Below are 13,798 nucleotides of genomic sequence, written 5' to 3' on the forward strand. Positions count from 1 at the left end.
GTTTTGTGTTCACTGAAGATCCAGTGTGGGAGCGAGCCTGCTCGCGAAGGCATTTTGTCAGGCGCTACAAAACCGAAAAGTTGTAGCTGATGATCAACCGGGTCTCATCCACATCCCGGGCGAATTTTTCGTAGTTGGTCCGATACGTCGCGTTGCGCAAGCGCAGGCTGACATCCTTGAACGCCCCGCTCTGCACCACGTACTTGAGTTCGCTGTCGCGCTCCCACTCCTTGCCTTCCTGATCGCTGCCCGGCACCTTGATGTGGTCGCCATTCACGTAGCGGGTCAGGAACGTCAGGCCGTTGAGGCCGATGGCCTTGAAATCATAGTCGTAACGCAACTGCCATGAGCGCTCTTGCGCGGCGGCAAAGTCGTTGACCTGCACGTAGTTGACCAGATACGGATTGGTGCCATCCAGGTACGGCATCGAGTTGTCACCGTTCATGCGCTGCCAACCGGCGCTGAACGTATGGCCGCTGATGGCGTAGGCTAGCATCCCGCTCAGCGCCCGGTTGTCGATGGAGCCCGCGCGGGCCGCGCCGCTGTCGGCACTCTTGAGCAAGCGCAAATCGGCCTTGAGCACGCCGCCGCCCAAGGGCTGGTTGGCCAGCAAGCCGAGAAAATGCTGGCGGTAGATGTCTTCGAGTTCGGCGTAGTGATACTGGCCGGTCAGGCGTTCATTGATCTTGTAGTCAAAGCCATACATATCGAAATGATCGGCTGTGATGTTGCAGGCATAGCGCTTGTTCTTGCAGTGCACGCGGATGTCCTGGGAATCCGTGGAATCCCGGGCGGTGTACTTGTCCAGGCGCGCGGCCATGAAGGACAGATCCTTGACCTCCCTGGACGTAAGCATCGCGCCGTTGAACATCGTCGGCAGCAGACGTCCGTCGTTGTATTTGAGCAACGGCACGTCCGGCAACAACGCGCCGTACTTCAACACGCTTTGCGAGACCCGGACCTTGGCGGTCAGGCCGAGCTTGGCGTATTGGTCCACCGAGCCTCGCGGGTTACTGCCGCTGGAGGGTAGCAGGCCGCTGTTGCTACGGTCCGGGCTGGAGTCGAGCTTGATACCGAGCATGCCCAATGCATCGACACCAAACCCGACCGTACCCTCGGTGTACCCCGATTGCAGGTTGAGAATGAAGCCTTGGGCCGACTCTTCGCGCTTGGACGCGCCTTGCTCGGTAGACGTGTGCCCGTCACGAAAATCACGATTGAAATACACCGTGCGCGATTCGATGTTTGCCTTGCTGTCATCGATGAAACCGCTCGCTTGAGTCGGTCCGGTAAAACCGGCACACAGGACTAAAGCGCCGAAGCCGAGTGACTGGCGCGCGGTGATCAAGGTAAAGGGGGGACGCATGAAAAACTCCAACAGTGCTGCGCGGACGCCAGGGCGCACGCAGCCAAAAATAGCCTTCGCCCGGACCAGTGGCTGGCCGGGGAAGTGAACACGCGGGGGTGAAGGGCAATGATGGCAGAGGGCTTTTCCTGAATGCAGACGACTTTAGTCTGAACGGGATTGGAATGTTGTAAGAGCGAGCTCACTCGCGAGAAACCCCAGGGCACCGCTGGGCGTCTGACCTCACGCGTTATCGTTCACGTGCATCACAAACCCATGCTCGCTCCTGCAGGAGAACCGCCAAACGGTAGTGGCAAAGCGACAGGTGGCGTTCAGGTGGGTTAACCAATGCTTAATCGTGCGGTCCAACACTTACTGGACCGCACGCCTTCAGAGTCCTCTGACGCCCAGTGCGGCAGGTTCGACGACACGTCGAGCAACCTTGCGACTGCACTGGAGATTGCCTCATGAACTCGCGCGCCCTGCTCGTTTCCGCTGCCTTTGTGTGTGTCTCGTTTACCGGTCTGGCCCAGGCCAACGACACCACCTCCTCTCAAGCCGTGCCCTCTTACCACTACGGCATGCCTCTGCATGTAGGCAAGGTCATTGCGCTGACCGAACCCGACACACTCGACTGTGAAGTGATCACTGCGAAAATGACCTACATCGATGATCAGTCGGGTAAACCTGCGGAGCTCGCTTACCGGAAACTTTCTGACGCCTGCAGTTATCAGAACTGACGGAAAAGTCTGAAATAACGCCTTGCGGTATTCGCGTGAGGGATCTGACGCTATGCTCTGGATCCCTCACTGCCGCAAGGATCAGCCATGCAGTTCTCGTTTCGCACGTTGTCGATTTTTACCGCCGTTTTGTGTCTGTTGCTGGCCTTGATCTGGGGTGTAATACCCGACTGGATGCTGGCCACCTGGGATATCGACTATTCACTGGCGGCAGGTCTGATTGCCCGACGCACGGCGGTGCTGTTTCTGGCGTTGGGCGTGATGTTTTATCTGGTGCGCAACGAAGCGCCCTCTGCGACTCGCAATGCGCTGAGCAATGGCTTCATGGTCGGATGCTGGGGGTTGGCGGTACTGGGCTTCGGTGAATGGCTCAATGGCCATGCCGGACCGGGTATCTTGCTTGCGGTCGGAGTGGAACTGGCGCTGGGCCTGGCTTTTTTTCAGACCCGGCGCGTGTCGGTGGAGTTCGAAGCCGCGGGTTAAAGTGCTTTACGCATCGGCTGGGTATGCCCGGGTTCGATGTAGTGATGCTGAAGATCGGTGCGCAACCCTGCGATCAGTTCGTTGATTTCCCGACAGCCATTGAGTCGCCGGGCATCGATACCCGTCTTCAACAGATCCAAATGGTCGGTTTCCCCATCGGCGTACACTTTTACGGTCATCGACAAATCCGGCGACAGCGTGCATTGGCAGCGTCTCGGCAGGAAACTGCTTTCAATGATATTGCGAAGTTCCAAGGCAGAAAGAAACATGGCGACCCTCTCCTTTTGTGAGACTGCCAATCAACCATCGGCGCTGACTCATTTGATATCCCGGTCAGCTCAAGAACAGATACAGCATAAAACATGCCTTGGAATGCGCCCGGTTGTTCATCGGTAAATCAAGGTTTTGTGTAACCTCGCATTAACACCTGCCATGCAATTTGCAAAAAAGCGCCTGCGATCACCGTGCAATTTGCACACACTTGCCTGTTTGCAATAGTTGAGACGGCGTAAAAAATTCGACCTGCGGCGTCGGGTCAGCTCGACAAAGCTGTCATGGAGTAACCGGATTATCGTGCCGGAGCGGACCTTCATGTGTCCGCTGCTGGCCACCACCTTCACGCCGGAACGTCACTTAACCCGGCGCGTTCTGCCACATACCGCAAACTGTCGAAATTGATGTTGGCGCCAGAATCTATGGCCACGAGGCTCTGGCCCCGGGCGCCGGTGCGCGCTACGTACTGCTTGATCCCAGCCACGGCCAGGGCGCCGGAAGGCTCGGTGATCGAACGGGTATCGTCGTAGATATTCTTGATCGCGGAGCAAAGTTCATCATTGCTGACTGTCAGCACTTCATCGACGCAAAACCGGCACAATTCGAAGCCATGGGCACCGATTTGCGCGACCGCCACGCCATCGGCAAAGGTGCCCACGGTGGGCAGGACCACACGCTCATCGACTTGTAGCGCTGCGCGCAAGCAAGCGGAATGTTCTGACTCTACGCCGATGATGCGCACTTCAGGCCGCAGGTATTTGACGTACGCCGCGATGCCGGCGATCAAGCCGCCACCTCCCACCGGGACAAAGATCGCGTCCAGCGCCCCCTGATGTTGGCGCAGGATCTCCATGGCGACAGTGCCCTGTCCGGCGATCACATCCGGATCGTCGAAGGGCGAAACAAAGGTCTTGCCGGTTTGCTGTGCCAGTTCCAGCGCATGGGTCAAGGCAAACGGAAAGCTCTCACCGTGCAGCAATGCCTCGGCGCCGCGACTGCGCACGCCCAGCACCTTTAACTCCGGCGTGGTGGCAGGCATGACTATCGTGGCCTCGATGCCTAACTCCCGAGCTGCCAGTGCCACGCCCTGGGCATGATTGCCGGCCGAAGCGGTGATCACGCCGCGAACTTTTTGCGCGGCGCTCAGGTTCACCAGTTTGTTGTAGGCACCACGGATCTTGAAGGAAAAGGTCGGCTGCAGATCTTCGCGCTTGAGCAGAATCTTATTGCCCAGCGCCTGGGACAACGCGGGGGCCGGTTGCAGCGGCGTACACACGGCCAGTTCGTAGACCGGCGCGGCGAGGATCTTTTTGACGTAATGCTCTAGCAGGGTCTGTTGGGCGGTGGCGCTCATGTTCGTCTCCTGATATTGATCAGAACCCCGAGACAGAAAATGAAAACCCGCCTCTAGGGCGGGTTGGGTGCTGCAGTCGTGAGCTAGCCCGCCAAATGAGGAATGGCGGTAATAATGCTTGGCTGGCAGCGCAATACTGTGGAAGTCATGCCCGAAAACTAGCCGGGTGCTGATGGCAAGTCAATGGCTAATGTCCATCGGCCGCTGTAGGCTGGCAATTCTGCTCATCGTCCCAAGGAGGGAAACCATGAAGCCTGTCGCCCTACCCCTGATTGCCCTGATTGCCTTTGCCGGCTACACCGTTTCGGTGATGCTCCAGGCCGAACAGTCTTTGATCGATTTTGGCATCAGCCTCATGTCACGCCCGGATACAGCGCAGGTGGTCATTGATCTTTATTTGCTGGCGACGCTGGCCGGCATCTGGATGTACAAGGATGCGCGCAAGCGCGGGAAATCGGGCTGGTCGGTGGTGCCGTATCTGGTGGTTACTGCTGTATTTGTGTCGGTTGGGCCGTTGTTGTATCTGGTGGTGCGTAATCTCAAGGCCATCAAAAAATCGGTGAGTGTTTCGCAACAGGGCTGATCCCGAATTTGAAGTACTGTTGGTATTGCCTTCGCGAGCAGGCTTGCTCCCACGGAAAGCAGTAACGCCGCAGATCCACTGTGGGAGCGAGCCTGCTCGCGAAGACGGTCTTACAGTCACCTGATTCATTTCGCCAAGCGCTTCAGCCCAAGCACCATCACCCCCGCCCCCAGCATCATTGCGCTCAGAAACATCGGATAGGAAACCCACCACGGCGTACCTGCCGTCATCATGCTGAACTCGGACATGCCGCCAATGCTCGCGATCAGGTTCAACGGCAGGAATACCACGTTGATCAACGTCAACTTGCGTAGCAGGTTGTTCATGCTGTTGTTCATCAGGTTGCCACGCGCGTCGATCAGCCCGGAGAACACCGTCGAGTAGATTTCAGCCTGTTTGTAGCACTGGTTGTTTTCGATGATCAGATCGTCGATCAGGCCAATGGCATGGGCGTCGAAATGTTCCTTTTGCGCATGGTTGCGCAGCCGGGTCAGGACTGCACCATTGCTGTGGATGGCGTTGATGTAATAGATCAGGCTTTCGCTGAGATTGAACATCTGGATCAGGTGCTGATTCTGCATCGATGCGTTGAATTTCTGTTGCAACTCCCGGGCAACCAGCTTGATGACTTTCAGGTGACCCAAATAGTGATGGATGTTGTTGAACAACAGATCAAGTAACACATCCTGCGGCGTGTTCAATGCCTTTCCCCTGCCGAGCCCATTGAGCGGTGCGTCGTCAGTGGCGATTACCAGCAGTCGATCCGCACAAAACAGCAGGCCGCAGGACGATACTTCGAAAGACAGACTACCGGCACCCGAGTAGTTTTCCGGGCGCTTCCAGATCAGGAACAGGTTGTCGGGGTGGAACTCGATCCGTGAAACCTCATCGGGGTCAAGCGCCGAAGCCAGGGCATGCTCATCAAGCTTGAAGTGACTGTGCAGCAGGTCCCGCTCGGCGGCATCGGGGTTGCTGAACAACATGACGTCGGCATCCAGGCGATCAACGGCGTGCAACGCGCCATCCGCCAATTGAAAACGCTTGATCATCGGCCGCTCACCAGGCCTGGCCGCGACGTTTAAGCTCCAGGCGGCGAACGAACTCTTCCAGCACCAATGAATACAGGTCGTCCTGCAGGTAGGCGTCTTCGATGCCGGCGTCCAGGTTCGGGTTGTCGTTGACTTCGATCACCACCACTTTGTCGCCGGACTGCTTGAGGTCGACCCCGTAGAGGCCATCGCCGATCAGGTTGGCGGTTTTGACCGCCAGTTCCACCACTGCCCGCGGCGTTTCGTGAACCGCCAGGGTGCGGCATTCGCCGTTGATGGCCTGGCCCTTGGCCTTGTGGTTGTAGATTTGCCAGTGGCCCTTGGACATAAAGTACTGGCAGGCAAAGATCGGTTTGCGGTTGAGCACACCGATGCGCCAGTCGTATTCGGTGTAAAAGAACTCCTGTGCCAGCAACAGTACCGAGTGTTCGAACAGCTCGGCGGTGGCTTCGAGCAGCGCTTGCTGGCTTTCGACCTTGATCACGCCTCGGGAGAAACACCCGTCGGGGATTTTCAACACCAGCGGAAATCCCAGCCGTTCGCCAACCCGTTCGAAGTCTTCCGGTCGCTCCTTGTAGAGGATTTCGGTGGCGGGCATGCCCAGTTGATGGCTCTTGAGCAGGTCGGTCAGGTACACCTTGTTGGTGCAACGCAGGATCGACGCCGGGTCGTCCATCACCACCAGTCCTTCGCTCTCGGCCTTCTTGGCGAAGCGGTATGTGTGGTTGTCGACGCTGGTGGTCTCGCGGATCAACAGGCCGTCGTACTCGGCAATCCGTGCGTAATCCTTGCGTTCGATCAATTCGACGTCGATACCCAGCGTCCTGCCGACCCTGACAAAATTGTCCAGCGCCTTGGCATTCGACGGCGGCAAAGCCTCCTGGGGATCGTGCAGGATGGCCAGGTCATAACGGGCCAGCCGTCGTGAACGCGGCAGGCGCCAGATCTTGCGACTGAAACTGTCCAGGGAATGGGCGAATTGATCTTCCTGATCCTCTCGCAACTTGTGCAGTGCGCCGGACTTTATGCCTTCGATGTGCCAGCCATTCGTTCGGCGAAATTCAACTAACAAGATAGGGCAGGCAAAGACTTCGAATAACTGTCGGGCCAGATCCTGCAAGGGTTCAATATGGGTCTTGCCGAAATAAAGTGTCAGGGTAAAACCCTCGGTGTCGCTGTAAGCATGATGGCTGAGGGCTTTTTCCAGGGCTTTATCCAGATCGTCCAGCGCCAATCCATACAGGGATTTCCGGGTCAGTTCGCTGATAGTCCGCACCGACGGAATGACCTTGTGCCCGCGGGCTTCGCCCAGCAGCGAGCAGTAATAACCGTGCCCCAGGTACTTGTAGCTGCGGCACAGGTTGATGACCTGAACGCGCTTGCCTTGCTCATTGTCGCGGGTTTGTTCCAGGTATTCCTGAGCCGTGACGATGTCTTCGCTGGGAAAATAAGAGGCCCAGTCTTCCTTGCGTTCGACGATGATAATCAACTGGCTCGAAGTTCTGCTGGTGTCTTTTAAATAAGTTGCCGCTGGCAAAGTTTGCTCGGATACTTCGCGCCAATGACCTTGTACCGCTGACATAGTGATTGATCCGTTGGAGAACAAGACCTTTCCTATTAAGCACGAGATTTTTTGAAAGTCTCGTTCCGTTACGCAACTTTTACGGCGGTCATATGAATACCCTTTTTCGTTCGGCGGTAATCAAAGACTTACCCGCTTTATTGCAACTGGAAGAGCAATGCTTCACCACAGACCGGCTCAACCGTCGCAGCTTTCAATGGATGATCAGCCGCGCCCACGGACAACTGCTGGTGGCCCAACGCGGTGAGCATCTGTTGGGTTATGCGGTGGTGCTGTTCCACCGAGGCACGTCGCTCGCGCGTCTGTATTCGATTGCCATCGCGGCCCAGGCCCGGGGCAATGGACTGGGCAAGCAGTTACTCGATCGCGTCGAAGCCTGCGCTCTAGAGCACGATTGCGCCTATTTGCGCCTGGAGGTGCGGATCGACAATCCAGGGGCGATTGCTCTGTATGAGCGTAATGGTTACCAGCGCTTTGCCTTGGTGAAAGACTATTACCAGGACCATGCCGATGCATTGCGCCTGGAAAAACGCATCCTGTGGCGAGGGAGTTTGTCGGATCGCCGCACCGTCCCGTTCGGCGGCGCAGCCGTCGCAAGACCTGTTTGCACGATGAGCCAGAAAGAATGCCGGGGGGCGCTTCGCACCCCAACGAGAGCAAGCTCCCTCGCCACAGGATCAAAAGCTACTTGAGGCCGATCTTGTACAACGCCCCGTTCTCTTCATCGGTCAGCACGTACAAATACCCATCCGGTCCCTGCCGTACATCGCGGATGCGCTTGTTGAGTTCGCCCAGCAAGCGCTCTTCGTGAACGACCTTGTCGCCGTCGAATTGCAGGCGGATCAGTTCCTGGGTCACCAGTGCGCCGATAAATGCGTTGTGCTGCCAGGCCTTGAAGCGATCCCCGTCGTAGAACGCCATGCCGCTCAGCCCCGGGGATTTTTCCCAGACATGGTGCGGCCGGAGGGTGCCCTCGGCGGTTTTTCCGTTGGCTTCCGGGATCGGCAGGCCGGAATAGTTGATGCCGTGGGTGGCCAGCGGCCAACCGTAATTCTTGCCACGTTCAATGATGTTGACCTCGTCGCCGCCCCGGGGACCGTGCTCGTTTTCCCAGAGGGTGCCGGTCCAGGGATTGAGCGCCGCGCCTTGCGGGTTGCGAACGCCGTAGGCCCAGATCTCCGGGCGCACACCCGCCTGACCGACAAAGGGGTTGTCGTTCGGCACCTTGCCATCCGGGTAGATCCGCACGACCTTACCTTGCAGTTTGTCGAGATCCTGGGCGGTCGGGCGATCATTGTTTTCGCCCAAGGTAATGAACAGATAACCATCGCGGTCGAACACCAGTCGCGAACCGAAATGGTTGCCGACGGAAAGCTTGGGTTCCTGACGGAAAATCACGGTGAAATTCTTCAGGTTCGCCAGATCTTCGGACAACTGCCCGCGACCGACGGCCGTGCCGGCCTTGCCACCCTGACCGCCACCTTCGGCGTACGACAGATAGATCGTGCGGTCCTGCTTGAAATCCGGTGACAACGCCACATCCAGCAAACCGCCCTGCCCTTTGGCCCAGACCTTGGGCACGCCGTTGATGGGTGCCGAGAGTTTGCCGTCGGCGCTCACCACTCGCAGGTTGCCGGGTCGTTCGGTCACCAGCATGCCCTTGCGGTCAGGAAGAAATGCCAGCGCCCAAGGATGCTCCAGCCCCTGGACGATCGGCGTGACCTCCAGGGTGCCCTGCTCGCTTTTCAGGTCCTGGGAAGGCGCCGCCAAGGCAGGCAGCGTGGCGGCCATTAAAGCGCCGGCGCATGCAAAGGCCGGGAGAGATTTGCAAAACATGGACGGTTCCTTTTGTCATGTAGATGGTTCAGCGATTGCCGGTGGCAGCGTCTCGATGAGGTGGATTGGGTATGAATTTCGGCGCACTGGCAGGGGGCGACTGAGTTTGCGGATAGCGATTGCCAATGCCGCCGTTGTCGAGGGTCGGCGGTCGCGGCACCGGCACGGTATTGGGCCCGCGAATGGCCGGCGCGCTGGGTTGGGTGCCCTGCATGCTGTTGGGGTTGGCACGGCGGATCGGGCTGTTGTAGGGATTGTTGTTGCTGTTTGGCAGGTTTTGGGCGACCTGCAACGGTTCTCGCGGCGAAACGCCCTGCGCGAGAACCTGATGGCCGAGAACGCCGCTCAAGGCCAGCAGGATGAGGCCGGGTACGCATCGGTTCATGGGAAGCCTCTCGACGAATGCGTGAATAGTGTCTTCGATAGCACGCTACGCCCAGGGTTCGGATTTGTTAACCAAAACCTCCACGGCGAGATGTAACACGAAGTTGATCCAGCACTGGAACGGACTGCAAGTCACTGAAACTTTTGCACAAGGGCGCGGGTCACCTGAACATCACTTGCGAGTAGACGACCATGGCACGGGCAATCTGGAAAGGCGCAATCAGTTTCGGGCTGGTGCATATTCCTGTGGCGCTGGTCTCGGCGACCTCATCGCAAGGGGTGGATTTCGACTGGCTCGACAGTCGCAGCATGGACCCGGTGGGCTACAAGCGCGTGAATAAAGTCACCGGCAAGGAAGTCACCAAGGAACACATCGTCAAAGGTGTCGCTTACGAAAAAGGTCGCTACGTGGTGCTCAGCGAAGAGGAAATCCGCTCCGCACATCCGATGTCGACCCAGACCATCGATATCTTTTCCTTTGTCGACAGCGAGCAGATTCCGTTGCAGAACATCGACACGCCTTACTACCTGGCACCGGACAAGCGCGGCGGCAAGGTCTACGCACTTCTGCGTGAAACCCTCACCAAAACCAACAAAGTCGCGCTAGCGCGCGTGGTGCTGCATACCCGTCAGTACCTCGCCGCCTTGATGCCGCTGGAATCGGTCCTGGTGCTGGTGAAACTGCGCTGGCCGGCGGAAGTGCGCAGCCTGGATGAGCTCGCCCTGGGTCCGGACGTGACCAAGGCCGAACTGGCCAAGGGTGAACTGGACATGGCCAAGCGCCTGGTGCAAGACATGAGCGCCGAGTGGTCGCCGGACGATTATCGGGATGAGTTCGAAGACAAGATCATGGCGTTGGTGGACAAAAAGGCCCATGAAGGCAAGATCGAGGATGTTGAAACGGATACGGGGGAAGAGGCTCGCAAGACGGCGGATGTGATCGATTTGACCGAGTTGCTCAAGCGTAGCCTGGGTGGCAAGGGGGCAGATAAGCCAGCCTCCAAGCCCAAAGCTGCAAGCAAACCTGCGGCAAGAAAGAAAGTCAGCAAGTGATGTGTTGAATGTCCCGGCCTCTTCGCGAGCAGGCTCGCTCCCACAGGGGATTTGCGGTGCACGCAGGCCCCATGTGGGAGCGAGCCCGCTCGCGAAGGCTTTTTCAGATCAGGACAAAGATCGCCAGCAAACCACCAAAGATCGCCCACTTCTGCAGGTAATAGAGTTTGCGGTTGCGCTTCTTCAGTTCCTTGCCATGCAGGCGAATCTTGTAGATCTTGCCGAACAGACGATTGATGCCACCGGTCTTGTCGCCCGCCTCGTTCGGAGCGCCGGCGGCCGACATGACGGTGCGGCTGAACCAGCCATTGAACGCTGCCGCCCAACGGTACTTCATCGGACGCTCGACATCGCAGAACAGAATGATGCGGTTCTGCCCGGTGGTGTTTTCGGCGTAATGAATGTAGGTCTCGTCGAACATTACCGCTTCACCGTCGCGCCAGTGGTAGTTCTGGCCGTCGACATTGATGTAGCAACCGGCGTCGTTGGGCGTTTCCAGGCCCAGGTGGTAACGGTAGGAACCGGCATAGGGGTCTCGGTGACGCACCAGTTTGGAACCCGGGGGCAACTCGGCGAACATGGCAGCCTTGATCGAGCCAATGCTCTGCACCAGCTCGGTGGTGCGCGGGCAGAGTTTCATTGCCGACGGGTGGCTGTCGCCGTACCACTTGAGATAGAAGCGTTTCCAGCCGGTCTTGAAAAACGAGTTGAAGCCGACATCGTCGTACTGGTTCGAACGCTTGATCTCACCGGCCCGCAGCAGGTTCTGGCCTTCGGCGCGAATTTCTTCCCAGTGGGCCTGCAATGGACTCAGGTCGGGGAAATCCGCCGGATTGAGGTAAGGCTTGTTGGGGATCTTCGAGAACAGATAAAGGAAGCAATTGATCGGTGCGAGAAACGTCGAGTGATCGCTCAATTGGCGGCCGAGTTTGTGACGCACGCGACCACGCAGGTGAACGTAAGCAACGGATACAACGTAAATTGCGGCAATGATGAGTTTCACGGAAATCGTCACACGTCAGAAGTGAACAAACTGCGCCCCCTGCCAGCCAGCAACCTGCGGGTCTTGTGCAGCGTCTGAAAACGAAACAGCGGTCTCTGCGCCCGTCCTTGAGCGACGCCGGACATCGGCATCCGGTAGAAAGATGGCATTTTAGCCATCGTCTGTAACCAATTGTTAGCGTTCAAGTGTGAAAATCTGTCCACCGGGAATGGTCAAAGCAGCGCTGCGGTCTTATTGCCCTATCGTTTAAAGAGCCAGACCAGTACAATCGCCGCCAAACTTTACGCGCCCCCCCTTGGTTGATGACGGGTATGACCCCGGCCTCAGCGCACTTCGACTCGGCCGCACCCCTTGCTACTCAGAATGCTTCGCAGGAAAAACCTTTGATCTCTACAGCTAACATCACGATGCAGTTCGGCGCCAAGCCGCTTTTCGAAAACGTCTCGGTCAAGTTCAACGGTGGCAACCGTTATGGCTTGATCGGCGCCAACGGTTGCGGCAAGTCGACATTCATGAAGATTCTGGGCGGTGACCTCGAGCCATCCGGTGGCCAGGTCATGCTCGAGCCGAACGTACGCCTGGGTAAATTGCGCCAGGACCAGTTCGCCTACGAAGAATTCACCGTGATCGACACCGTGATCATGGGCCACGAAGAGCTGTGGAAGGTCAAGGCTGAGCGCGACCGCATCTACTCGCTGCCGGAAATGAGCGAAGAAGACGGCATGGCCGTGGCCGAGCTGGAAACCGAGTTCGCCGAAATGGACGGCTACACCGCCGAATCCCGCGCCGGCGAACTGTTGCTGGGCCTGGGCATTCCCCTGGAACAGCATTTCGGCCCGATGACCGAAGTCGCACCAGGCTGGAAACTGCGCGTGCTGCTGGCGCAGGCGCTGTTCTCCGATCCGGAAGTGCTGTTGCTCGACGAACCGACCAACCACCTGGACATCAACACCATCCGCTGGCTGGAAACAATTCTCACGGCGCGTAACAGCACCATGATCATCATTTCCCACGACCGTCACTTCCTCAACAGCGTCTGCACCCACATGGCCGACCTGGACTACGGTGAACTGCGCCTGTTCCCGGGCAACTACGACGAGTACATGACCGCGGCGACCCAGTCCCGCGAGCAACTGCTGTCGGACAACGCCAAGAAAAAAGCACAGATCGCCGAACTGCAGACCTTCGTCAGCCGCTTCTCGGCCAACGCCTCGAAAGCCAAGCAGGCCACTTCCCGCGCCAAGCAGATCGACAAGATCCAGCTGGCCGAAGTCAAGCCATCGAGCCGCGTAAGCCCGTTCATCCGCTTCGAACAGACCAAGAAACTGCACCGCCAGGCCGTGACCATCGAGCAGATGTCCAAGGGTTTCGACGGCAAGACCCTGTTCAAGAACTTCAGCTTCACCGTCGAAGCCGGCGAGCGCGTAGCGATCATCGGCCCGAACGGTATCGGCAAGACCACCCTGCTGCGCACGCTGATGGGCGAACTGAACCCGGACGCCGGTTCCGTGAAGTGGACCGAAAGCGCGGAGCTGGGCTACTACGCCCAGGACCACGCCCACGACTTCGAAGACGATGTCAGCCTGTTCGACTGGATGGGTCAGTGGACGCAGGGCGAGCAGATCATTCGCGGCACTCTGGGTCGCATGCTGTTCTCCAACGACGAGATCCTCAAGTCGGTCAAGGTCATCTCCGGTGGTGAGCAAGGTCGCATGCTGTTCGGCAAGCTGATCCTGCAAAAACCGAACGTACTGGTGATGGACGAACCGACCAACCACCTGGACATGGAATCCATCGAGGCGCTGAACCTGGCGCTGGAGAACTACCCGGGCACGCTGATCTTCGTCAGCCACGACCGCGAGTTCGTATCGTCCCTGGCCACCCGCATCATCGAGCTGAGCCCCAATGGCGTGACCGACTTCAGCGGCACCTACGATGACTACCTGCGTAGCCAGGGTGTGGTGTTCTAAGGGCAGCTATCAGTTTCAAGCTGCAAGCTGCAAGAAAAAGCCCTGTCCTGGTGATGGGGCTTTTTGCATTTCATGACCTGATTTTTTTTGCCAAGACCATTCGCGAGCAGGCTCGCTCCCACATTTGGAATGCATTCCCCTGT

Annotated in this window: 13 protein-coding genes and 1 pseudogene; 6 read left to right on the forward strand and 8 right to left on the reverse strand. The window is 57.9% G+C overall.

Features of this window, described 5'->3' with window-relative positions:
* Positions 1–64: 64 nt before the first annotated feature.
* Positions 65–1,366 carry an OprD family porin gene (locus ACW9HW_RS24550; protein ID WP_457401985.1) on the reverse strand — a complete coding sequence of 434 codons (1,302 nt, stop codon included), beginning with the start codon at positions 1,364–1,366 and terminating at the stop codon, positions 65–67.
* Positions 1,367–1,812: 446 nt separating this feature from the next.
* Here ACW9HW_RS24550 and ACW9HW_RS24555 point away from each other — a divergent pair, with 446 nt between their 5' ends.
* Positions 1,813–2,085 (forward strand): DUF2790 domain-containing protein, encoded by a 273-nt coding sequence (locus ACW9HW_RS24555; RefSeq protein ID WP_095194196.1) that lies wholly within the window; start codon positions 1,813–1,815, stop codon positions 2,083–2,085.
* An 87-nt stretch (positions 2,086–2,172) separates the two neighbouring features.
* The gene (locus ACW9HW_RS24560; RefSeq protein WP_095194195.1) at positions 2,173–2,568 is read left to right on the forward strand and encodes a hypothetical protein; all 396 of its coding nucleotides are present in this window, start codon (positions 2,173–2,175) and stop codon (positions 2,566–2,568) included.
* Here the strand turns inward: ACW9HW_RS24560 and ACW9HW_RS24565 are convergent.
* Both ACW9HW_RS24565 and ilvA read right to left on the reverse strand, forming a co-directional pair.
* Positions 2,565–2,837, reverse strand: a complete 273-nt coding sequence (locus tag ACW9HW_RS24565) for a DUF1652 domain-containing protein (protein WP_095194194.1) — start codon at positions 2,835–2,837, stop codon at positions 2,565–2,567. The genes ACW9HW_RS24560 and ACW9HW_RS24565 overlap by 4 nt on opposite strands.
* A gap of 347 nt (positions 2,838–3,184) precedes the next feature.
* Positions 3,185–4,195 (reverse strand): threonine ammonia-lyase, biosynthetic, encoded by a 1,011-nt coding sequence (gene ilvA, locus ACW9HW_RS24570; RefSeq protein WP_457401986.1) that lies wholly within the window; start codon positions 4,193–4,195, stop codon positions 3,185–3,187.
* A gap of 247 nt (positions 4,196–4,442) precedes the next feature.
* On the opposite strand from ilvA, the gene ACW9HW_RS24575 reads away from it, so the two are divergent.
* Positions 4,443–4,778 carry a DUF2834 domain-containing protein gene (locus tag ACW9HW_RS24575; protein ID WP_457401987.1) on the forward strand — a complete coding sequence of 112 codons (336 nt, stop codon included), beginning with the start codon at positions 4,443–4,445 and terminating at the stop codon, positions 4,776–4,778.
* Between the two features lie 125 nt (positions 4,779–4,903).
* On the opposite strand, the gene ACW9HW_RS24580 is transcribed toward ACW9HW_RS24575, so the two are convergent.
* Both ACW9HW_RS24580 and ACW9HW_RS24585 read right to left on the reverse strand, forming a co-directional pair.
* Entirely contained in the window at positions 4,904–5,827 is a 924-nt protein-coding gene (locus ACW9HW_RS24580) for a magnesium transporter CorA family protein (RefSeq protein WP_095194191.1), read from the reverse strand.
* 7 nt (positions 5,828–5,834) lie between these two features.
* The gene (locus ACW9HW_RS24585) at positions 5,835–7,409 is read right to left on the reverse strand and encodes a RimK family protein (RefSeq protein ID WP_457401988.1); all 1,575 of its coding nucleotides are present in this window, start codon (positions 7,407–7,409) and stop codon (positions 5,835–5,837) included.
* Positions 7,410–7,501: 92 nt separating this feature from the next.
* On the opposite strand from ACW9HW_RS24585, the pseudogene rimI reads away from it, so the two are divergent.
* Positions 7,502–7,948: pseudogene (gene rimI, locus ACW9HW_RS24590) on the forward strand (ribosomal protein S18-alanine N-acetyltransferase); the annotation flags it as partial.
* Between the two features lie 145 nt (positions 7,949–8,093).
* Here the strand turns inward: rimI and ACW9HW_RS24595 are convergent.
* Both ACW9HW_RS24595 and ACW9HW_RS24600 read right to left on the reverse strand, forming a co-directional pair.
* Positions 8,094–9,245 carry a PQQ-dependent sugar dehydrogenase gene (locus ACW9HW_RS24595; protein WP_457401989.1) on the reverse strand — a complete coding sequence of 384 codons (1,152 nt, stop codon included), beginning with the start codon at positions 9,243–9,245 and terminating at the stop codon, positions 8,094–8,096.
* A 28-nt stretch (positions 9,246–9,273) separates the two neighbouring features.
* Positions 9,274–9,630, reverse strand: coding sequence for a hypothetical protein (locus tag ACW9HW_RS24600; protein WP_095194188.1), 357 nt, complete (start codon positions 9,628–9,630; stop codon positions 9,274–9,276).
* Between the two features lie 191 nt (positions 9,631–9,821).
* Here ACW9HW_RS24600 and ku point away from each other — a divergent pair, with 191 nt between their 5' ends.
* A complete protein-coding gene (gene ku / locus ACW9HW_RS24605; protein ID WP_457401990.1) occupies positions 9,822–10,682 on the forward strand; it encodes a non-homologous end joining protein Ku in 861 nt (286 codons plus the stop codon).
* A gap of 103 nt (positions 10,683–10,785) precedes the next feature.
* Here ku and lpxO read toward each other — a convergent pair whose 3' ends face one another.
* Positions 10,786–11,685 (reverse strand): lipid A hydroxylase LpxO, encoded by a 900-nt coding sequence (gene lpxO / locus ACW9HW_RS24610; RefSeq protein ID WP_095194355.1) that lies wholly within the window; start codon positions 11,683–11,685, stop codon positions 10,786–10,788.
* Positions 11,686–12,068: 383 nt separating this feature from the next.
* Between lpxO and ACW9HW_RS24615 the strand changes: the two genes are divergently transcribed.
* Positions 12,069–13,655 (forward strand): ABC-F family ATPase, encoded by a 1,587-nt coding sequence (locus ACW9HW_RS24615; protein ID WP_095194186.1) that lies wholly within the window; start codon positions 12,069–12,071, stop codon positions 13,653–13,655.
* Positions 13,656–13,798: the final 143 nt, after the last annotated feature.

The sequence above is a fragment of the Pseudomonas sp. SDO5532_S415 genome, assembly GCF_054071155.1.